General features: G+C 43.5%; 16 protein-coding genes. 6 read left to right on the forward strand and 10 right to left on the reverse strand.

Features of this window, described 5'->3' with window-relative positions; genetic code table 11:
- Nucleotides 1–711: 711 nt before the first annotated feature.
- Entirely contained in the window at nt 712–1,203 is a 492-nt protein-coding gene (locus IEE84_RS06800) for a hypothetical protein (protein ID WP_224737668.1), read from the reverse strand.
- A 202-nt stretch (nt 1,204–1,405) separates the two neighbouring features.
- Here IEE84_RS06800 and IEE84_RS06805 point away from each other — a divergent pair, with 202 nt between their 5' ends.
- Nucleotides 1,406–2,074 (forward strand): hypothetical protein, encoded by a 669-nt coding sequence (locus IEE84_RS06805; RefSeq protein ID WP_191113603.1) that lies wholly within the window; start codon nt 1,406–1,408, stop codon nt 2,072–2,074.
- A 137-nt stretch (nt 2,075–2,211) separates the two neighbouring features.
- Here IEE84_RS06805 and rhuM read toward each other — a convergent pair whose 3' ends face one another.
- From rhuM to IEE84_RS06820, 3 genes are all read right to left on the reverse strand, one after another.
- Nucleotides 2,212–2,424 (reverse strand): RhuM family protein, encoded by a 213-nt coding sequence (gene rhuM / locus IEE84_RS13110; protein ID WP_267442783.1) that lies wholly within the window; start codon nt 2,422–2,424, stop codon nt 2,212–2,214.
- Between the two features lie 322 nt (nt 2,425–2,746).
- On the reverse strand, nt 2,747–3,490 hold the full coding sequence (locus tag IEE84_RS06815) for a M90 family metallopeptidase (protein ID WP_191113604.1): 744 nt from the start codon (nt 3,488–3,490) through the stop codon (nt 2,747–2,749).
- 83 nt (nt 3,491–3,573) lie between these two features.
- A complete protein-coding gene (locus IEE84_RS06820; RefSeq protein WP_191113605.1) occupies nt 3,574–4,146 on the reverse strand; it encodes a TetR/AcrR family transcriptional regulator in 573 nt (190 codons plus the stop codon).
- Between the two features lie 118 nt (nt 4,147–4,264).
- Between IEE84_RS06820 and IEE84_RS06825 the strand changes: the two genes are divergently transcribed.
- Nucleotides 4,265–5,704 (forward strand): NAD(P)-binding protein, encoded by a 1,440-nt coding sequence (locus IEE84_RS06825; RefSeq protein WP_191113606.1) that lies wholly within the window; start codon nt 4,265–4,267, stop codon nt 5,702–5,704.
- A 36-nt stretch (nt 5,705–5,740) separates the two neighbouring features.
- Entirely contained in the window at nt 5,741–6,835 is a 1,095-nt protein-coding gene (locus tag IEE84_RS06830; RefSeq protein WP_191113607.1) for a DUF2855 family protein, read from the forward strand.
- A 150-nt stretch (nt 6,836–6,985) separates the two neighbouring features.
- On the opposite strand, the gene IEE84_RS06835 is transcribed toward IEE84_RS06830, so the two are convergent.
- Complete coding sequence (locus IEE84_RS06835; protein WP_191113608.1) at nt 6,986–7,624, reverse strand: GDSL-type esterase/lipase family protein; 639 nt, start codon at nt 7,622–7,624, stop codon at nt 6,986–6,988.
- A 221-nt stretch (nt 7,625–7,845) separates the two neighbouring features.
- On the opposite strand from IEE84_RS06835, the gene IEE84_RS13155 reads away from it, so the two are divergent.
- The 3 genes from IEE84_RS13155 (at nt 7,846) to IEE84_RS06850 (ending at nt 11,858) form a co-directional block, all read left to right on the forward strand.
- A complete protein-coding gene (locus IEE84_RS13155) occupies nt 7,846–10,203 on the forward strand; it encodes a circularly permuted type 2 ATP-grasp protein (protein WP_191113609.1) in 2,358 nt (785 codons plus the stop codon).
- Nucleotides 10,204–10,289: 86 nt separating this feature from the next.
- Nucleotides 10,290–11,075 carry a transglutaminase family protein gene (locus IEE84_RS06845; RefSeq protein WP_191113610.1) on the forward strand — a complete coding sequence of 262 codons (786 nt, stop codon included), beginning with the start codon at nt 10,290–10,292 and terminating at the stop codon, nt 11,073–11,075.
- A gap of 42 nt (nt 11,076–11,117) precedes the next feature.
- A complete protein-coding gene (locus tag IEE84_RS06850; protein WP_191113611.1) occupies nt 11,118–11,858 on the forward strand; it encodes a proteasome-type protease in 741 nt (246 codons plus the stop codon).
- A gap of 50 nt (nt 11,859–11,908) precedes the next feature.
- Here the strand turns inward: IEE84_RS06850 and uvrA are convergent, their stop codons facing one another.
- The 5 genes from uvrA to yghU form a co-directional block, all read right to left on the reverse strand.
- Nucleotides 11,909–14,476 (reverse strand): excinuclease ABC subunit UvrA, encoded by a 2,568-nt coding sequence (gene uvrA, locus IEE84_RS06855; protein WP_191113612.1) that lies wholly within the window; start codon nt 14,474–14,476, stop codon nt 11,909–11,911.
- Between the two features lie 259 nt (nt 14,477–14,735).
- Nucleotides 14,736–15,980: a DUF819 family protein gene (locus IEE84_RS06860; RefSeq protein WP_191113613.1), complete on the reverse strand. Its 1,245-nt coding sequence runs from the start codon at nt 15,978–15,980 to the stop codon at nt 14,736–14,738.
- Nucleotides 15,981–16,257: 277 nt separating this feature from the next.
- Nucleotides 16,258–17,922 carry a DEAD/DEAH box helicase CsdA gene (gene csdA / locus IEE84_RS06865; RefSeq protein ID WP_191113614.1) on the reverse strand — a complete coding sequence of 555 codons (1,665 nt, stop codon included), beginning with the start codon at nt 17,920–17,922 and terminating at the stop codon, nt 16,258–16,260.
- A gap of 605 nt (nt 17,923–18,527) precedes the next feature.
- Nucleotides 18,528–19,820: a DUF1176 domain-containing protein gene (locus IEE84_RS06870; RefSeq protein ID WP_224737672.1), complete on the reverse strand. Its 1,293-nt coding sequence runs from the start codon at nt 19,818–19,820 to the stop codon at nt 18,528–18,530.
- 264 nt (nt 19,821–20,084) lie between these two features.
- Nucleotides 20,085–20,906, reverse strand: a complete 822-nt coding sequence (gene yghU / locus IEE84_RS06875; RefSeq protein ID WP_101205897.1) for a glutathione-dependent disulfide-bond oxidoreductase — start codon at nt 20,904–20,906, stop codon at nt 20,085–20,087.
- Nucleotides 20,907–21,064 lie beyond the last annotated feature (158 nt).

Consider the following 21,064-nt stretch of genomic DNA (forward strand, 5'->3'; position numbering starts at 1 on the left):
AATCTGTCTATGAGTTAAATTTGAAAGGTTATACGTGATGACTTGGGCATAGTGATTGAAGGCTAGATAAGATTAGAAATATTCGAAGGAGTTATATCGTTTGGCTGAGTTTTTGCAATTTAATCTGGGTTGGTGATATTAGAGGATATCTAACCATACAAACGATGGTTATCACAGCTTTTCTATATTAAGAATTTAACCAGCGGACATAGGTAATAAATAAACTATCGTAGACGAGCAGCCATGATCATCTCGAATAAAAAGATAAGAACATATTTGGACGTAGCCATTAGTATTTTATCGAAGCATAGAATATTAATGGCCAATCATATAGAGCATTCAAATCTCAACGCCTAATAAATCGTTAGGTGACCAATGTAATAATATGTTTGTGAGAGATGCTTAGAAGTAAAACTGATCAAGCGTGAACTATCATTCAAAAGATTCGGTTTAATTAACAGGACAGAGTTAGTTGGCGAGAGCTAAACAGTTTAGTAGGGTGTTTATACCTAGCAGTATCAGAAATGCATGATCGTCATGATTCTATAGTTAGTAAGACCTGAGCCTACTACTTAATATACTTTATTTAACATAATATACATTATGCGAAAACAAACCAACGGTTTTAGTAGTTAGACTAAAAACCATTTATACCATATCATTCTTATACATTAGAGCAGATTTAATATGAGTTTGAGTTATAGACTTTTACTAACGACAAGTTTCAAGCAAATGCTGACGCAAAGTTTTGTCAGCCTGATCTAAAACCACATCTGCAACTTGGCAATTTTTATCATTATCGTCACATGACAGCTCATAATAAATATCGCTACCTTGTGCCAAGCTAACCTGAACCAATCCTTGGTCAGTTATTGAAAACTTTTTGTCTTGCGTATAGTCAGGATCTTGCGAACTCCAAAGTACATCGTAATCTATATTGCAGGACGTCTGAGTTTTATCAAAATATTCTTGCTCAAGTTGCATCGCTGCTTGCAAGTCAGCATCAGCATATTGCTGCAGCACTATAGGATTACTCATGCCTTGGTCATCAATATCTTGTTGGTACATTTTCGTGATAGTCGCAATCTTTATATCAGCCATGGCATTTTGTTTCTGATCGACTGTTGATACATCCGCTATAGCGTGACCGACAGTCATCAGTCCTATAGTCAATAGTAATATCAGCGATTTATATGTTGGCATCTTATTCTCTGCGAGCTTTTGTCCTATAAGTGTTACCGACTATTACATCACACCTATATTCGGACTCTGCTGTATTATCGTATCATTCAGGTTTACTTACCAAAATATCTATTACATAGCATTTTTATGGTATTTTTTACCGGTTCCCATGACAATTTATAGTGATATTTCTTTCGCTAATAACTGTGCTAAGGATGATTTTATGATGACATTACCTGCTTTTTTTAAGGAAAAATCTGCGACATTAGCCTCTAGCAGCCTTCTGTTACTCACGCTAGCTGCTACGGGTTGTCAGTCTGCTTCTGAGTCCAGTGAAGCCATTGTGTCTCAGCCAACCAGTAGTTCATCAACACCTATTAATGCTGATATCAGTCAGCAAACCCTTAGACAGCAAGCGTTACGTATACAGCGTGCACTGGCAAATAAGGATTTTTCTCGAATCACTAATGATATCCATCCAACACGTGGCGTTCGTTTTTCGATGTACGCTTATGTACGGCCTAAGTCAGATAAAGTCTTTAGTCGTGGGCAATTTGCACAGTATTTACAGCAGTCCAACATTCAATTTACTTGGGGCGAAAAAGACGGTACTGGCGATCTGTTGGTCACGCCGCTGCCTACTTATTTAGATACTTGGGTGGATGGCAAAAAATTCAATAGTGCTAGTATCAATGTCAATGAATTCAAAAATAATGGTAACTCTATCAATAACTTAAAACAGATATACCAAACATCAGATGTTGTAGAATTTTATTATAAAGGCACGGATGAGTATGATGGTATGGACTGGCGTGTTTTGCGCTTGGTATTTGATGAGTATCAAGGCAAGCGATATCTGGTGGCCATTATTAATGATCAATGGACGGTTTAAGGCGTAGAAAAACGATTGCCCGACAACTTCTATAAGACTTGTTTAAATGGGCAGCCTACTCTATCTGGTTATAAGTGCTGTATATATTCAAGTAAATATATACAGCAGCTTGTGCTACATGGTTTTTGTTATCGTTTTTAATGACAAGCTTTGTTAGTTTTAAGATCGGGACTTTGTGCCGGTTTTTTGATTAATTTTAGCGCTTGTTGTAGCTCGCTTGAGTTTTTATAGAAGCGCTGTTGATTGAGCGTATAGCCTTGTACCAAGTATTCACGTAAGCGCTGCGTTGCCCAACGTCTAAATTGCACACCTTCATGAGATTTGATGCGATAACCGACTGATATAATCACATCTAAGTCATAAAAAATCACCGGACAGTCTGAATTTGCATATTGCTTTTTTTAGCGATTTCTTCATCTTTCATGGCATTGGTGATATGACGAAAAATGACTGGTTGATCACGACCAAACAACTCAGTCATTTATGCTTGTGACAGCCAGACAGTCTCTTGCTCAAAACGTACATCTACTTGCACCTTTCCATCAGTACTTTCATAAATTTCTACTTTTGCCACATTATCACTTATAGTGTTAGTCACCTCAGCTTCCCCAATTGCAATATGCTTATGCTATATTAAATACAGCTTACTATCACCATCTCTATAAATATCATTTATAACGGCGTCTGACGAAAGAATTTCACCATAATCTCATAAATATCTGGATAAGCATCAACCAGCTTTTGTGGCGTTTCAAAAAAAACCTCACTGAGGACGGCAAAAAATTCTGCAGGATTGGTTGCGCCATAACGATCAAGCCCTGACTTGCGATGTGTTTGAAAATCTTCAAAATCGCGGCTCATAATCTGTGTCCAGTTTGCAGGATCCATATCAGGTTGCATCGGTGGAAAACCATTGGCGCGGCCGTTCATCATATCGAGCTTATGTACAAATTCATGAATGACAACGTTGTGTCCATCACGTTCGCCTGAGTGCTTGGCATCTTTCCATGAAAGAATAACAGGCCCTCGCAGCCATGCTTCCCCGCTACGGTGTTGACTGCCTTCGTGAACGATACCAAATTCATCTACCGTGGTGCTAGCACTCTTGTACGAGCCAGGATAAATGATGATGGATGACCAACCAGCATACCAGTCAAGACCTAAGTTCAAGATAGGCAAACAGGCTTGTAGTGCAATAGATTGTCTGACAGCATCGGTAATCTCAAAACCTTGTGCACCAGTGATAGATTTATCAGCCAAAAATAACGTTGCTAGCTCAAATAAATGTGTCATCTCGTCAACACTCAATCTATCGAGTATCACAATACGCTCAGCCGCCTGCATCCAGTTAGCTCGAGTAAATTCGCTGTTGTCTAATATACGCTGTTCACGCCAGTCTTTTATGATGCCAAACATAATTTTCTATCCTTAAACCTTACGACATTGAAATAACTCAGCCTAGCATGCACTCACCTGCTACAAATATACCAATATCGTTATTAAGAACACTTTATAGCATCCAACTGTACTTCAACCACACGAAGTGCCATCGTCTTCCAGTCTAGCTCCAGTCCATCGGCGAACACCACATGGTGACTGATACTGACGTACCCATGTACGATTGCCCAGATATCTAACGCTATTTGCCGACGTTGCGTCACGCTAGCCTCTTCTGATAAATAAGAACCTGCCACCCGCACCAATTTTGAAAACGCGCTGTCTCTTGCTGCAATGGCCTCGATTGAGGGCTGATATCCTGCATCAGATTCCCCAAAAATCAGCCGATAGTGCGCCTCATATTTCTCGCCTACATTGAGATACCCTAGGCACGCCTCTAGCACTTGCTCTTTGTTTGCTCTACCCTCTGGAATGACATCCATGGCTTCACGGACGAGATTAAATCCTTCTATGTACAGCGCATCTAGTATGCCTTGCTTACCTTGGAAGTGACTGTATATACCGATGGTGGACAGTCCTGCCCGCTTGGATATAGCGCGTACGCTCAAGGCGTCCCCGCCCCCTTCTAAGAAAAGCTCAGATGCGGCGTTTAGTATTTTGGTTCTGGCATCCATTAGATTCTCACTATGTCTTGACAATTATAACAGTGTTATTCTAGTATATAACACTGTTATACACAAACAATTATGAATTGATTGTGTTGATAGAAACTCAACTTAGAGTAAGGACGCTATGAGTATTCAACAGCTAGAAACGGATTATCTAATCATTGGTAGTGGCGCGGTGGGCATGGCTTTTGCTGATGTGCTGCTCACAGAAACAGATGCTAATATTATTATCGTCGATAAACATCATAAGCCAGGTGGTCATTGGAACGATGCCTATTCGTTTGTCACCTTACATCAGCCGTCGTCTTTTTATGGCGTTAGCTCACGTGAGCTTTGCGGCGGTATGATTGATAAAATTGGTTTAAATAAAGGCTTGTCCGAGCTGGCGTCAGGCGCAGAAGTCATGGCGTACTTTGATAAAGTCATGAAGCACACGTTTTTACCAAGTGGCCGCGTGAAATACTTCCCGATGTGTGAGTACAAAGGCGACGGCAAGTTTTCATCATTGCTGTCTGATACCAGCTATGAGGTTAAGGTCAATAAGAAAATCATTGATGGCACTTATTTTAAAACTTCAGTACCAGCAACCCATACCCCAAACTTTGAGATTGCTGAAGATGTTAAGTTTGGCCCGTTAAATGATTTGCCAAGTCTAACCAAACTCCGTGATGGTTACGTGATTATCGGCGGCGGAAAAACAGGTATAGATGCGGTTTTATGGCTACTAGAAAACCAAATTGATCCAGACCATATCACGTGGATTATGCCAAGAGATGCTTGGCTGATCGATCGTAAAAACACCCAACCCTCTCGTGATTTTTTCACCCATACTATTGGAGCACAGGCCACTCAGGCAGAAGCGATTGCTGAGGCAGAAAACATCGAAGACCTGTTTAATCGTTTAGAAAAAGGCGGCGTATTAATGCGTATTGATCCAAATGTACGCCCGCAAATGTTCCATGGCGCTACCATTAGCAGTGAAGAGCTCAAGCAGTTACGCCGGGTTAAAAATATTGTGCGTAAAGGGCGCGTGACTCGCTTAGATACTGACAAAATTTACTTTGGTGAGGACAGCATTTCTACCACCCCCAACACCATGCATATCGACTGCTCTGCACGGGCAGTACCAGTGACAGAGACGTACGATGTGTTCAAAGGTGATACTGTGGTGGTACAAACCGTACGTACCTATCAGCCTGTATTTAGTGCCGCATTTATCGCCCACATTGAAGCCAGTTATGATGATGAAACTGTCAAAAATGAGCTATGCCAAGTGGTGCCAATCCCAAATCATGATACGGACTTTTTGGTTGGCCTTGTTAAACAAATGCAGAATCAGATACGTTGGTCAAAAGAGCCTGCGCTACGTGAATGGATGATTAACAATCGCTTAGACGGCTTCACAAAATTGGTACGTGCCAGCGAAGACACCCCGCCTGAAGAGTTAGCCATCCTTAAGCGTTTAAAAGAAGCAGGACCAAAAGCCGCTGCAAACATGCCCAAACTCATGGGTGAAATCATGCAAATTACGGCAGCGCGTCAAGCCAAAACTGCTAATGCTTAATCTGATAACTATAAAGTAAAAAAAGAGGAAATAACCATGCAAGAATTTCAGACCAATAAAGCAAACCTAACCCAAGCTCGCCTGCAAGAGACGCCTGTACATACCCTAGGTGATGGCGAAGTACGTGTCAAAGTTGATCGCTTTGCTTTTACTGCAAATAATATTACTTATGCGGTCATGGGTGACCAATTACGCTATTGGCAGTTTTTCCCGCCAAATGGTGACGAGCCTGAGAAATGGGGTATTATTCCAGTATGGGGATTTGGCGATGTTGTAGAGTCTAATAGCGATGCACTACCTATCGGTGAACGGTTATTCGGTTACTTCCCGCCCGCCAATGAATTGATCATAACACCCAAGCGAGTCACGCAGAGCAGTTTACTTGATGGTAGTGTCCATCGTGCCGAGCTACCACCCGGTTATAACCTATATCAGCGCGTCAATCATGAACGAGGCTATGACCGCATCCATGACGATCAGCGCATGCTGCTGTTTGTCTTGCACCTGACCTCATTTTGCTTACATGATCTATTGAAGGGTAATGATTGGTTTGGTGCAGAGCAAGTGGTGATTATCAGTGCCTCTAGTAAGACCAGTACTGGCTTAGCATATGGCCTAGCTGATGATAAAGATGCACCGCACGTTATCGGTCTGACATCAAACCGTCATGTAGATTTTGTTAAGTCAATTGACGCTTATGACAGTGTGCTTAGCTATGACACGCTAGAGCAAATTGATGCAACTAAGCCGACGGTTATTGTCGATATGTCGGCCAATACTGACGTGCTTAGCCGTCTACATAGACACTTAGGCGATAACATGCGCTATACCAGCAATGTCGGCCTCACGCACTGGGACGAGCCACGTCATACCGAAGGTATCATGCAAGAACGTAGCCAGCAGTTTTTTGCACCCAGTCATGTACAGCAACGTATGAAAGAATGGGGCCCTGAAGAGTTCAATAAACGCTCTATGCACTACATCATGAATAGCACTGCAAAAACTAGTGCCTGGTTAAAGATTCAAGAGCTTGATGGAGTCAATGGCTTACTAGAGGTTTATGAAGACATTTGCGAAGGTAAGATAGCTGCTGATGAAGGTTTGGTAGTCGTCATGGGTGACAGTGAATAGATAGAGTGACTGGGTTATCAACGTCTAACTGTAGAGAGTCTTGTCAATAAACTCTCTACTTTTTTTGTGCGTTATACACTGACTACAGACATACGCCCTACTCATAATCTTTAAGCTTAAAAACTTTTAAACTGTGGTTTAAATTTCGGTTTAGCGCACCCACCCTTCGTCTTTTAGATAATTATGTAGCCCTTCAGCGAACTGTCTATAGCCTGCTGCATTGGCATGAATTTTATCAGATTTCAATGCATCATCTGACAGTACAGTTGACCAGCCATCAGAATACAGAGGTATGCCTTCAGCTTCCGCAATATCTTCATACAGTGGATTATCACTTACCTTTCCAAACAAAGCACTAGTACTGAGATGCGGCTCAGCGATTAGGACAATGTCAATATTGTTGGATTGTAAGGTATCTATAGTCGCGACGATATTAGCCCGCGTGGTATCAGGTGCGATGCACTGCAATACATCATTACCTCCCACACCCAGTAAGACCAAATCTGGGTTTTGCTCAGTGACCTCATTCACTCGAGTCAGTACATCTGCAGAAGTGTCACCATTGACTCCCGCATTAACGACGTTCCATTTGCTTAGCTCTGCTAGCACCATAGGATACGCTGTTTTAGGATTTGCGCCGTAACCATAGGTTAATGAGTCGCCAAGTGCGACCACTGTGCTACCAGCAGGTAAGATATCTTGTTGTGGTTCGCTACCACAGCCAGTCACACTGATAGTCGCTGACAACCCTATACCTGTCAGCATTAAGAACTTACCACGTAGCTTCATGTCTTCTCTCCTACTGTTTCTATTGAGTTAAACTTATTGGAATCAGGTTCAGGTTTTTAAAAATCTATTATTTAACTCTTGTTGTATATTGCTCATTAACCGTTGTATAGTCCATACAGGAGATAGACTACCTGTTGGGCGCAGTACAAGTGCTACTCTACTTAGCATAGACAGTGTATTCATCATAAAGTATAACTTTACCAAGGATACGTGAGGTATTTATGAATAAAACAGCATCTCAAAGTCAGTCTAAGGATGGAAACCCAGACAAAGAAAAATCTGCAAATCAAAGCCAGAGTCAGAGTCAATCCATCAAAGTGCTCAATGACAATACTAAAAGTCCCGCGTCAACACCGACCGAAGATACCTTAACGAAAGACACTTCAGAAAAACCTGAGAAAAAACCACAAAGTTTCGATGAATTGCAGATAAGTAAGGGTAAGTATCGCCCAGTGGCACAAGCTGTTGGCCATTGGCTTGACAACATCAACATGGATGCCCTCAATTATCTAAACGAACAAGCAGAAAATATCTTTTACCGTAAAGGGGTCACCTTTACCGTCTATAGCGATGCCAAAAACATCGAGCGTATGATTCCGTTTGATATCATTCCACGCATTATTGCCGCGAGCGAATGGAAACAAATAGAAGCAGGCTGTAAACAGCGTATCACGGCTCTCAATGCATTCTTACATGATATCTACCATGACCAAGCCATCATGAAGGCAGATATCGTCCCTGCCAGCTATGTCTATGCCAGTGGCTGCTATGAGCCGTGGATGATGGGTATTGAGCTCGACAAGCCTATCTATTCGCACATCAGCGGTATTGATTTGATTCGAGACGAGACAGGTAAGTTTTGTGTATTAGAGGATAACCTGCGTACCCCATCAGGCGTCTCATATATGCTTGAGAGTCGCAATATATCAGAAACACTATTAGCTGATATATTTACTGAAACGCCTATTATGGGCATCAGCGATTATCCCAACCGTCTCAAAGCCTGTCTTGCTAGCTCAACATCCAAATATGATCCACAAGTCGTCATTTTAACGCCAGGTCGTTTTAATAGTGCCTATTATGAGCATGCCTTCTTAGCGCATGAGATGAATGTGCCACTCGTTCATGGTTATGATTTGGTCGTTGAGGACAGCAAAGTCTATATGCAAGGCATTCGCGGCAAGGTACAAGTCGATGTGATCTACCGCCGCATTGATGATCCCTATATTGACCCGTTAGCCTTTAAATCTGACTCCATATTGGGTGTATCAGGGCTAATGAGTGCTTATCGTGCTGGTAACGTAGTGATTGTTAACGCCCCAGGTACGGGCGTGGCCGATGATAAGAGTTTATATCCTTTTGTACCGGATATGATTAAATTCTATTTAAATGAAGAGCCTATCCTACCTAATATTGAGACATACCAGTGCCGTAAGCCTGACGAGCTCAAATATGTGCTCGACAATCTAGATAAGCTGGTGGTAAAAGAAACGCAAGGCTCAGGCGGCTACGGGATGCTTATTGGTCCGACATCAACCAAAAAAGAAATCGAAGAATATCGCCTGCGTCTGCTTGAAAACCCAGCCGGCTTTATTGCTCAACCGACTATCTCACTATCTACCAATCCTACTGCCGTAAGCGATGGTATCGCACCGCGTCATATTGACTTGCGTCCCTTTATCCTTAGTCATGGTGATGGCACAGTAGATATTGTACCCGGTGGTCTGACACGAGTGGCCATGGTTGAAGGCTCTTTGGTCGTCAATTCATCACAAGGCGGCGGTATCAAAGACACTTGGATTATTGATGACAGCGATTTAGACAGCCAGCAAACCGACAAGTGCTCGCCTTTATCATCAATAGGTGTCAATGCTTCAGGGCACGCAAACTACTATGATCGCGTCCAACCCTTAGAAACAGGTTACGAGAGTTTAGATGATGCGCCCATGATTCTGCTACTCTCTACCGCCAGTCACTTAATATGGCTAGGCCGATATAGTGAGCGTCTGTATTACTACGACGATGTTATGAAACAACTCATCAAAGGCGATCTCAAAAAATCACAGATCAGACATCTAATTAGTCACTTAGGGTTTGCCGTTGATGGTGAAGTGTCACTGACCACCATGAAAGCACAAATGATGGCTGATTTGGAACAAAACATCATACCCAATATCGTGCAATCGATTGAGGACAATGTCCAAGAGGCCAAAGGTGTCATTGGTAAAGATACTGCTGAGTTATATAACTTGATCAAGCGTTTATCAAGTGCTGGCACGTATCGAGCGGCGACCTTGCAGCTCCACGCGTGTAACGCTGCGATGAAACAAGAGAATCCGACAGTAACTTGCTTCTGGCAATTAGGGCGTCACTTTGAGCAGCTTGAGCGTGCCGTTTTGTTGGGAGAGGATTCAACAGAGATTAGTTTTGAATTCAGACACTGGATTAATGAGTTGCCGGAGAATACGCGCTGGCGTGAACTTATCCGCTTGACCAACCAGATGATCAGGTCAAAGAAATTTAGTGATTTTGCGCTGATTAGCAAAGAGTTCAATCTCATATTGCGTCAAGGTGTATAGAAGGTGTCTAGCCAAAAACCAATAACAACGGCTCATGAGACATATGGAATAAACAGAAAATAGAAAGATGCTATAAGGAAAATGCCATGAAACTTCAAATCAGTCACCAAACCAACTATTATTACGATGAGCTGGCGCAGCGCAGTGTACAGTATATACGCATGACCCCTATGCAAATGCCGCACCAAACCATTCATAAATGGGACGTCATGCTCCCTAAAGTGGCGACCAATCAAAAGGACGGCTTTGGTAATGCATGGCTCACGCTCAGTCGTAACGAGGCACATAACAACTTACAAATGCAGGCGTCGGGTATCGTTGAGATCAACACCGAAACCGAACGTTTAGAGGATATGGATCATGTCCCCTACCTGCTATTTACCGTACAAACTCCGTTAACCAAGTGCTCACAAGAGATGCGAGAATTTGCAGCGCCATACCTAAAAACGCCCACTCATGACAGTCTAAAGGCAATGGCAAATGCCCTTATTATGAAAATGCCTTTTGTTAAAGACGTCACGCATGTGGGTACGACCGCAGCTGAGGCGTTTGCGACAAGTGCCGGTGTGTGCCAAGACCATACACATGTGTTTTTAAGTATCTTGCGCGATCAACAGATTCCAGCGCGTTATGTGTCCGGTTATCTGTATGACGATACCGAAAATCACATGGCCAGTCACGCATGGGCTGAGGTTTGGCTGGATGGTTACTGGTATACTTTTGATATCTCAAATCAGGCATTTACCCCAAGCTCACATGTGTACGTGGCTATTGGGCGAGATTATCTAGATACCGCGCCTGTTCGCGGCGTGCGTATGGGCGGCGGTTACGAAAATCTTTACAGTTTGGTATTAGTCAAAAAGCTATCATAGCGTTTGCTATTTTTTATTACGTCTATTCATCAAGGGTATCTTATGACTTATTGTGCTGCCATTCGTCTAAAAGACGGTATGGTCTTTGCCAGTGACACGCGCACTAATGCCGGTGTTGATCACATATCGACATTCAGAAAGTTGTATCAATACGGCGTTGAGGGCGAGCGCTTTATGGTGTTACAGACAGCTGGCAGCTTAGCGACATCGCAGGCAGTGTTCAATAAACTACAAAACGACATTGACCAGCGTGCTGAGAGTAACCTCAATACAGTAGCGACGTTGTTTGATGCCGCGCAAATGGTTGGCGAATGTATGCGTGATGTTATGAATCATGCAAAAGCAGTCGCTAACTCTAGTCGCGATGGCGCCTTTACCAGCTCGTTTATGCTTGGTGGTCAAATTAAAGGACAGCCACCTGAGCTATACCTGATTTATCCTGAAGGCAATTGCATCAAAGCCACTGAAGATACGCCCTTCTTTCAGTTGGGTGAAAGCAAATATGGCAAGCCTATTTTGGATCGTTCTGTCAGCTATAACACGGATGTAAGACACGCGGCACGTGCGCTGATGCTGTCATTTGATTCCACGATTCACTCAAATCTATCAGTCGGTATGCCAATAGATTTTGTACTTTATGACAATGACAGCCTAGCTCTGCCCAACGGCCGACGTATTGATGAGCGTGACGAGTACTTTAATACGATTCGTCATCAGTGGTCAGATGCGTTACGTCGCACGTTAGTTGAATTGCCTAAATGTCCTGATGGTTATTGGGGATAGTCCTTCCACATTCAAACCCAATTTGAAGACTTGTCGTCACTTCAATAAAATCATACCACTAAAAACGCTGCAGTACGGCTTTCTTTTGATTGGGCAACGTCATATGGCGTACCTTGAGCGACAATTACCCCGCCAGCATCCCCTGCCCCTGGCCCAATATCAATGATCCAATCACTATTGCTCGCCACTTGCATGTCATGTTCAACCATGATGACGGTATTGCCCGCATCGACTAAACCATTTAACTGCGTCATAAGCATAGACACATCAGCAGGATGCAGGCCTGTGGTTGGTTCATCCAATATGTATAGCGTGTCGCCTCGTTGCACACGCTGCAGCTCGGTGGCAAGCTTAATCCGCTGTGCTTCACCGCCTGATAACTCAGTGGCAGGCTGACCCAGACGTAAGTAACCAAGTCCAACTTGTAGCAATGCCTCTAATGCACGCAAAATAGGCGCTTCATCAACAAAAAACTCATGTGCCGCTTCAACCGTTAAGTTCAAGACTTCAGCGATGTTTTTATCTCGATAAGTGATTGCTAGCGTTTCCTCGTCATAGCGTTGGCCATGACATACCTGACAAGGTGCATAAACGCTTGGTAGAAATAACAGCTCAACACTGACAAACCCTAACCCTTCGCAATTTGGGCAGCGGCCTTTGGTAGTATTGAACGAGAATCTGCCAGCATCATAGCCATGAGATTTTGCTTGCTTAGTCGCCGCAAACAGCTTACGCACATCATCAAACAAACCCGTATAGGTTGCCAAGTTAGAACGCGGTGTACGACCAATTGCTTTTTGATTGATATTAATAAGACGACGGACGTGCTTCATACCAGCGACAATTTCACCGCCAGTTACTGACTCAAGCTCTTGCTCAAGTAAATCTGCCTCACCGACAGGCGCTTCTGTGACTGTCTTTTGACCCAAGGCTTCACTGATAAGCTCTACCAACGCTTGGCTGACAAGGCTTGACTTTCCTGAGCCTGAGACACCTGTGACGCTGGTCATGACCCCAAGCGGAAACTCAACATCTAATCCTGTGATGTTATTTCGCTCGATATTTGCAAGCTTGAGCCATGCCGCTGGATGCCTTGTGTTAGATTTTGACTGTGCGTTAGACGTAGCATTGGCAAAGAGATATTGACCAGTATGCGACTGCGTAACCTCACGAAGGCCTTCTATAGGCCCACTATAGACAATCTCGCCTCCATGCGTGCCTGCTTTTGGCCCGACATCGACTATCCAATCAGCATGTCTAATGACACTCACATCATGCTCAACGACAAACACCGAATTACCAGCGGCAATCAGCTCATCCAACGCTCCTAGCAATGCTTGAGTATCAGCGGGATGCAGACCTGCCGATGGCTCATCAAGGACATATACCACGCCAAACAACTGCGAGCGAATTTGAGTGGCTAATCGTAATCGTTGTAGTTCACCAGGAGAGAGAGTCGGTGTGGTACGCTCAAGCGAGAGATAGCCCAACCCTAACCTTGTCAGCGCTTCAACACGAGAGAGAATGTCACTGGCGATACGCTGGGCGACGATGGCTTTTTCGCGGTTTGGTGTGTCATCGGCTACCTTGGTACGAACGGTTACTTCTAATTTTTGTGCCATTTCTGTTAGCGTTAGCTGTGATAGCTCGCCTATATCCAATCCTGCAAACTTAACCGATAGCGATTCTTTCTTTAGTTTTTTGCCATGGCATTCTGGACACTCAGATATCTGCATAAACTGCGAGACGCGCTTTTTGGTACGTGGGCTCTGAGTGGTGGCAAAAGAGTGCAAAATGAAGTTTTTGGCACTGGTAAAAGTACCCATATAGTTTGGCTTTTCGCCTTTTTCGATCGCATCACGCGTTTGCTCAATGTTGTATTCAGGATAGACAGGCACCGTCGGCGTATCATCCGTAAACAAAATCCAGTCACGCGTCTTTTTTGGCAATGTATGCCATGGTTTATCGATATCATAGCCTAATGTAGTCAATATACGGCTCAGGTTTTGACCTTGCCATGCTGGTGGCCAAGCTGCAATCGCACGCTCACGGATTGTCTTGGTGTTATCTGGCACCAGCAGCTCTTCAGTGACCTCAAATACGCGGCCGATACCTGAACAAGTCGGGCAAGCACCATCTGGCGTATTGGGAGAGAATGCATCGGCATATAGTATTCCTTGATCTGCCGGATATTCTCCTGCTCGTGAGTACAGCATGCGTAGACCATTGGATATCGTCGTAATGCTACCCACGGACGAGCGCACTGAAGGTGTACCCCGCTTCTGCTGCAAGGCAACGGCTGGTGGCAACCCTTCTATAGAATCGACATCTGGCTCATCGACCTGATCAATGAGTCGTCTTGCATAAGGGGATACCGAATCAAGATAGCGGCGTTGTGACTCGGCAAACAACGTACCAAATGCCAATGACGACTTCCCTGAGCCTGATATACCGGTAAAGACCACTAATGCATTGCGAGGCAAATCAACATTAACGTTCTTTAAGTTATGTACGCGCGCGCCTCTGACCTGAATATTATCTTGGTCAGGATCATAAAGGGCGTTCTTTACTGTGCTTGTTATACTGGTTTTTTCTTCTAATTTTTTTGGGTTCGCCATAGCGTTATTGTTCCTATCGAATCGTTGTTTATTCCTAACGTGCTTAGTTTTCTTTATTTAATCAGTTGTCTTTATCCAATTAGCAGAAAGGTTAACACGTACTCATGGAAGGCCATGGCTAGGCTTACGTATCAATAGCATAGATAGACAAAACGATAACTCAAGTCACCCAATCATTAATAATAAAAAACCCGCATCAATGCGGGTTTTGTTTAGAAAAAAATACTATTAAATTGCTAAGATACTGACAATTTAGACATTATGACACAACCAAGCGCATTAACTGCGTGCTGATATAACCGCCAAATGTCCCTACTGCGTAACCTAAAATACCCAAGAATACACCAACAGGCGCCAACGACGGATGAAAGGCTGTGGCGACAATTGGCGCTGAGGACGCACCGCCAGTATTGGCATTAGAACCAACTGCCAAAAAGAAAAATGGCGCACGAATGATTCTAGCGACAGCAAAAATAATTACGACATGGATACTCATCCATAAGAAGCCAATTAGTAGTAACCGCCATTGCGAGACAATACCAGCCAAATTAATCTGCATACCGATCGCGGCGATTAATACAAAGATAAATACCGTGCCTATTTTTGATGCGCCAACATGATCTAACCTACGTATCTTAGTAAACGAAAATATAACGCCTATTACCGTAATAATTACCACCATCCAAAAGAACGAGCTGGCAAAGCTATACTGAACAGCCCAACTATAAGGGGCAAAGAACTCTGCAATCTGGCCACCGACAAAGTGCGCCACTCCGACCATTGCAAAGCATAAGCCAAACATCACCATCAAATCATTGATGGTTGCTGGGCGAGCATGATCACGCTCATAGCTCTCGACTGCTTTGACCACTTTATCAATACTACTAGTATCAGCGCGCAAAAAGCGGTCTATCTTATCGCTATGTTTTGCCATGACCAAAATAGCTAGCAGCCACAGTGAGGCATTGGTGGTATCGACCAAAATCATCATACCAAATAGATCATCACTGACTCCAAACAGCTCCTTCATCGCTGCTTGGTTGGCCGCGCCGCCTATCCAACTACCTGCTACAGCAGAAAACCCACGCCATAAAGTATCATCGGTAAACATCGCAGGCGATATCCACTTAGCGACTCCCAAACTGATCGGGCCACTGATGACGATAGCGATACTGGCAGCAAAGAACATAGCAATCGCTTTCCAGCCTAAGCCCAATATTTTGGGCACATCCATGGACAAGGTCATTAATAGCAAACTTGCTGGCAGTAAGTAAGTGGCAGTAAAACCATAAATCTGCGAACCAATACCATCGGCAAACACGCCTAAGCTATTTAGAGTGGCTGGTATAAAGCAGCAAAGCACAATACCAGGCAATACGGCATAAAATCGACGCCAAAATTTACCCGGTAAGCCTTGGGTATAAAAAACCAGACCAATAATGGCCATGATGATGCCAAAGGCTAATGGCAAATTATCAATTGCTAAGTTTGAGGTGGCAGGCATCAAAACGCTCCAAGAGTTACAACGGGCAAAAGTAAATCAGTATAGACAAGGCAAAAAACTCCTGCAAGCAGCCATCGACTATTAGCTAGGATTTGCCGAGTAGTATTTGACGGAATAAATAGTAAGGTAACGGTTAGGCAAGTAAGGGCATAAAGTAATCATGGCGCAATATAAAACAGGTAAACACAAAAAAGCCAGATAACAAGTATCTGGCTTTTTCAATGCTATCTTTAGACGATTAATGAATCAATGATTTTAATCGTCAAATATAGCTGTATTACGAGTTGTTACCACGGTTGCCGCCGTTTGGACGACCTTGGCCACGGCTGTCAGAACGACCAGCTGGACGACCTTGGCTGCCGCTTGGACGACTGCGACCAGTTGCAGCACGCTCACCACGTGGAACGCCATTGCTATCACCGCGGCTTGGGCCACCAGTGCGCTTGCCTTGATACGGCTTGCCACCTGAACGCTCATTTGGTTTGCCTGACGTGTCACGTGGCTTACCTTGATAACCGCTGTCGTTGCTAGCGCGTTGACCAGTTGGAGCGCTGTCGCTTGAACGACCACGACCACCACCGCTAGATTTACCAGCATAGCCACCGCCTGAACGACCACGGCCTTGACCGCCACCGCCGTTAGAACGACCACGACCACGGCCACGACCATTACCTTTGTTTTCGCTAGGTACGTAAGTTTTCTTAGGCTCCATACCTTCGATAACACATACTTCCATTTTGCGATCTAAATAACGGTTGATAGCGTTAAGCTGTGGACGATCATCCATGCTACATAGGCTGATAGCAACACCAGTACGACCAGCACGACCACAACGACCGATACGATGGACGTAATCTTCAGTCTGACGCGGCAAGTCATAGTTGATAACGTGCGAGATAGCTGGAATATCTAGACCACGAGCAGCAACGTCAGTCGCTACTAGAATTTTGACTTTACCATTACGCAAGTCTTGAACGATACGGTTACGCTTGCTCTGTGGCAAGTCACCATGTAGGAAGCTTGCTTTATGGCCCGCTTCTTGTAACTGTTTAGCCAGTTTTTCAGTGCTACGTTTGGTAGCAGCAAAGATAATGATTTGTTCCATATCTTGTTGGCAAACGATTTTGTCAAGTAAACGGTTTTTGTGATCAAAATCATCACAGTAGTACACTTTTTCTTCGATGTGTGCAGATTCTACTTTGATTGATACGCGCTCAGGGTTCTTAGTGAAGCTGGCAGCGATTTTACCTACTGGGCCATCCCAAGTTGCTGAACACATGATCGTTTGACGATCGATTGGTGCTGCACGAAGGATGTCACTGATGTCATCAGCAAAACCCATGTCTAGCATACGGTCAGCTTCGTCAAGTACCAATACTTCTAGGTTTGACAAATCAACACGACCTGCATTGATATGGTCAAGTAGACGACCAGGAGTTGCAACGATTACTTGAACGCCCTTTTTCAAAGCAGTGATCTGACCGTTGTATGGTGCGCCGCCAACTAGTGGTACACAAAATAGACCGCGCATGTCTTTAGAATAAGTGCGAACGCTGTCATGTACTTGCTGAGCAAGTTCACGCGTTGGCGTTAGGATAAGTGCTTTGGTTAGTTTGTCAAAGCTAGTAGCACGGCTCAAACGGTCAAGTACAGGGATAACGAAAGCCGCTGTTTTACCACTACCCGTTTGCGCTGACAATAAAAGGTCACGACCAGCTAGAGCAAAAGGAATGGCTTGTTCTTGAATAGGGGTTGGATTGGTATAGCCACTGCGATCAAGCGCAGTAAGAATTGGCTTAGCAATGCCAAGATCTGTAAAGGTGATTTTGTTTTCTTCAGCAGCGTCAGTAGCAGCCGCTTGAGTATTATTATCAGTATTTGGAGTGTCAGTGTTTTCGATGATGCCGTTTTCAGCGGCGATTGCAGATAAGATGTCAGTCATAAGAATCCTTGGTAAGTATAAGTTGCTGTAAATTCAGCAAACTTGATGCATACCACTGATAACCGTTCACCACGCTGCTCTTATTAGCATTACCGAGCAATATAAAATTGTCGATAATTAGAAACCAAGCCAATAGAGCTTAGCGTCTTTATAATAAATGCGTTCGTGCTGTCTGACGTATTTTGGTGGTAGTGCCGAGTGTCTTATCCTTGCTTGATATACGCTCATTATCAATGCTTTGTCCAAAGCAGATAAAGGCAAACAGCAACCAATCTAGACCCTAGTTATAGGCCAGTAGATAAGATATGAGTCAAAAATAACGGATATTTTTAAAAGGTTATTTAAGTACACAAAATCATCGGCAACAATTACTTATGGTCATCCTAGACCCAAAATCGCAGGCGATGTTATCAATCTCATAATTCACGAAAGCCTAAGCTAACGTGGCGACGCAGTATAGCACAATAAAAAAATATATGTACCTATTTCTTCAATTACTGAGTAAATAAGCACTAACAGTGTTGATAATAAACAAGTTTAGGTGTTTTATTTAATACCTACAGCAAAATTAAATAGCTAAAGCAAATCAACTACTCGCTATTTATCTATCGTACTACTTTAACTTCTGTGACATAGGTAGGTAGCTGCCATGCCCCGCCCGCCTCGATTAAGCGGCATAGTCCAGTAGTGCTTTCATGACTTTTTTCAAATGCACGGCCCGTCCATAGCCAATCGGTTTTGCTCATGCAATCACCGATGCCGCGTCCTTTTTGTACAGAGGTAAGCTTACCTTTATCGTAGCCAGTAGCATTGGTCGTTACCAAAGTTGGCTTATAAGGTTTACTGTCATTGATCACCCAAACTCCTGCTCCAGCGTTATAAGCGCCTGTCCAGCACTCATGCTGTGCCAACAGTTGCGAGCCATTTAGACGACTGATACGCCAAGGTGATTTGTCTGAAAGATTGGGACAAACGCTGTCTGCATCTTTCATTGTGCCCTTTACCAACGATGCCAACTGAGAGGATCTCATCACAAACTTTTTGTCATTACCATCGTCCGATTTGGCGCTTGGCACGACAAACCGTAGTACTGGCGCGGCTTTAGGAGGTAATATACCGCCACTAGATTTAACAGCATCGTCATTTTTAATAAAAGCACTGGATGTACCAACGCGACCTTGGAACTCATCGGCTTTTAGCATGGCAGCACTGGCACCTTTGTCAGAGAGCTGCCAACGTGAATTGCGCAAGGTCAACGTAATCTTGCTAGATTTGGTCAAAGCCTCTAACAATGCAGTTACCTGCGCTTGAGTAAGCTCAGCATTACCTGCAGCAGCTGAATACGGCTTAGTCTCGCCATAATCCTTATCATTAATAAACAACGAGATACGATGACGATTACCGAGCTGCATTAGGGCTTTAGATGAGCTGTCCTTTGCCCCGCCAAGCTTTACTTTACCATCCACGCCAGCATTCGCACCTGCGCGGCGTACGAGCAATACAGAAACCGGGAACTCACTGTTATTCTCTGCTTGATACCCTGCCAGCCGGCACGTACGCGTATTATCACAAGCGACTTGCCAGTCTTGACTAGTAAACTCAGTCGATGTATTGGCCATACTGGTGGTACTAAATAAAGCGGTACTAAGCGCTGCAAGTACAGGCAGTAATATTTTATTTTTTATCATATAGGTGGATTGTTCTTTTATTTTTTTAGGTATGTTTTCTGAATAATACTCTACAGTGATGTTTTTGGGATTTTTATTAGACTGGGCACTGTTTTTATAGCTATTGTCATCATACTTATTATCGTCATAGATAATGCCTGACCTACTAACACCAGTTAAATCAGCGCCTCTTGATAGCGACATATCGTTTATATAATTATTGTCTTTCATAATCATCACCTTTCAGTAGAAGAAGTATAAACACCTGTCTATTGTAATGGTGCTCGGCTATCTTAACGCACTAGTGTTTCTATCTGTTGTACTAATGTATCATTGTGTAAAGACAAAAGAAAGACCTAGCATACATTATATTCATCTTTATGAATATAAATAAAAAGGCTGATAAGCTATTTGCTTATCAGCCTTGCTGCTGTGTTTAAGATTTACTTATGTTTAAACTGTACTGCTAGATCTAAACGGTATTAAGTACTTAGTTTAGTCGATTGGTTTTAGCTCTAGCGCTACTGCACGTTTAACTGCAGGACGTTCAGCGATTTTTTTAGCCCAACGCTGCAAGTGTTTATAGTCTTCTACTTGTAAAAATTCTGCTGCGTCATAGAGCTTACCTAGTGCCAACTGACCATACCAAGACCAGACAATCATATCCGCAATGTTGTAATCAGATTCATCATTGCCGCATAGGTACTCATGGTCTTTTAGATGCGTATCTAATACATCGAGCTGGCGCTTGGTTTCCATCGTATAGCGGTTGATTGGATACTCTAGAGGTTCAGGCGCATACGCATAAAAGTGCCCAAAGCCGCCACCTAAGAAAGGCGCGCTACCCATTTGCCACATAATCCAAGACAAACAATCTGCTCGCGCTTTGCCAGTAGCCAGTGGCAGAAACTTATCAAACTTCTCTGCTAGATACATTAAGATCGCGCCCGACTCAAAGAGTGCTATCGGCTCCCCCGCTGTATCAGTAGAATGATCGACCAAGGCTGGAATCTTTGAATTGGGGTTTATCTCTACAAACCCTGAGCCAAACTGCTCACCTTTAGAGATGTCGATTTTGTATGCATCATATGCTGCCCCGTCAATACCAAGTTCGGCCAGCTCTTCTAGTAGTATGTTGACCTTGACACCATTTGGTGTATTTAACGAATACAGCTGTAACGGAGCATCACCAACAGGCAGCTCTTTATCATAGCGAGCTCCAGACGTTGGACTATTAATACTAGCAAATTTGCCGCCATTATCTTTATCTTGCGTCCAAACTTTTGGTGGTACGTATTTATTATTATCTTGACTCATAATTTATCCTCGGTTTGTATTTATGACTGCCGCGAAGGTTTACTATAACGAGAACTCGTAACGATATTAAAGTCTTCTCTTGTAATCAATGTTGTGTTTCTACTGCTAAAGTAAATAGAGACGAGCTATTAGCACGTATCGAATTTTTTGTCTTATTT

The organism is Psychrobacter sp. 28M-43 (assembly GCF_014770435.1).
In the GTDB taxonomy this organism is placed as follows: domain Bacteria; phylum Pseudomonadota; class Gammaproteobacteria; order Pseudomonadales; family Moraxellaceae; genus Psychrobacter.

What these genes read in the sequence shown, in the direction of transcription:
- IEE84_RS06830 (WP_191113607.1), top strand. Translation starts at nt 5,741, where the DNA reads ATGCAAGAATTTCAGACCAATAAAGCAAACCTAACCCAAGCTCGCCTG.
- IEE84_RS06815 (WP_191113604.1), bottom strand. Translation starts at nt 3,490, where the DNA reads ATGTTTGGCATCATAAAAGACTGGCGTGAACAGCGTATATTAGACAAC.
- IEE84_RS06820 (WP_191113605.1), bottom strand. Translation starts at nt 4,146, where the DNA reads ATGGATGCCAGAACCAAAATACTAAACGCCGCATCTGAGCTTTTCTTA.
- IEE84_RS06835 (WP_191113608.1), bottom strand. Translation starts at nt 7,624, where the DNA reads ATGAAGCTACGTGGTAAGTTCTTAATGCTGACAGGTATAGGGTTGTCA.
- IEE84_RS06825 (WP_191113606.1), top strand. Translation starts at nt 4,265, where the DNA reads ATGAGTATTCAACAGCTAGAAACGGATTATCTAATCATTGGTAGTGGC.
- IEE84_RS06845 (WP_191113610.1), top strand. Translation starts at nt 10,290, where the DNA reads ATGAAACTTCAAATCAGTCACCAAACCAACTATTATTACGATGAGCTG.
- IEE84_RS06800 (WP_224737668.1), bottom strand. Translation starts at nt 1,203, where the DNA reads ATGCCAACATATAAATCGCTGATATTACTATTGACTATAGGACTGATG.
- IEE84_RS06850 (WP_191113611.1), top strand. Translation starts at nt 11,118, where the DNA reads ATGACTTATTGTGCTGCCATTCGTCTAAAAGACGGTATGGTCTTTGCC.
- IEE84_RS13155 (WP_191113609.1), top strand. Translation starts at nt 7,846, where the DNA reads ATGAATAAAACAGCATCTCAAAGTCAGTCTAAGGATGGAAACCCAGAC.
- yghU (WP_101205897.1), bottom strand. Translation starts at nt 20,906, where the DNA reads ATGAGTCAAGATAATAATAAATACGTACCACCAAAAGTTTGGACGCAA.
- IEE84_RS06805 (WP_191113603.1), top strand. Translation starts at nt 1,406, where the DNA reads ATGATGACATTACCTGCTTTTTTTAAGGAAAAATCTGCGACATTAGCC.
- uvrA (WP_191113612.1), bottom strand. Translation starts at nt 14,476, where the DNA reads ATGGCGAACCCAAAAAAATTAGAAGAAAAAACCAGTATAACAAGCACA.
- csdA (WP_191113614.1), bottom strand. Translation starts at nt 17,922, where the DNA reads ATGACTGACATCTTATCTGCAATCGCCGCTGAAAACGGCATCATCGAA.
- IEE84_RS06870 (WP_224737672.1), bottom strand. Translation starts at nt 19,820, where the DNA reads ATGAAAGACAATAATTATATAAACGATATGTCGCTATCAAGAGGCGCT.
- IEE84_RS06860 (WP_191113613.1), bottom strand. Translation starts at nt 15,980, where the DNA reads ATGCCTGCCACCTCAAACTTAGCAATTGATAATTTGCCATTAGCCTTT.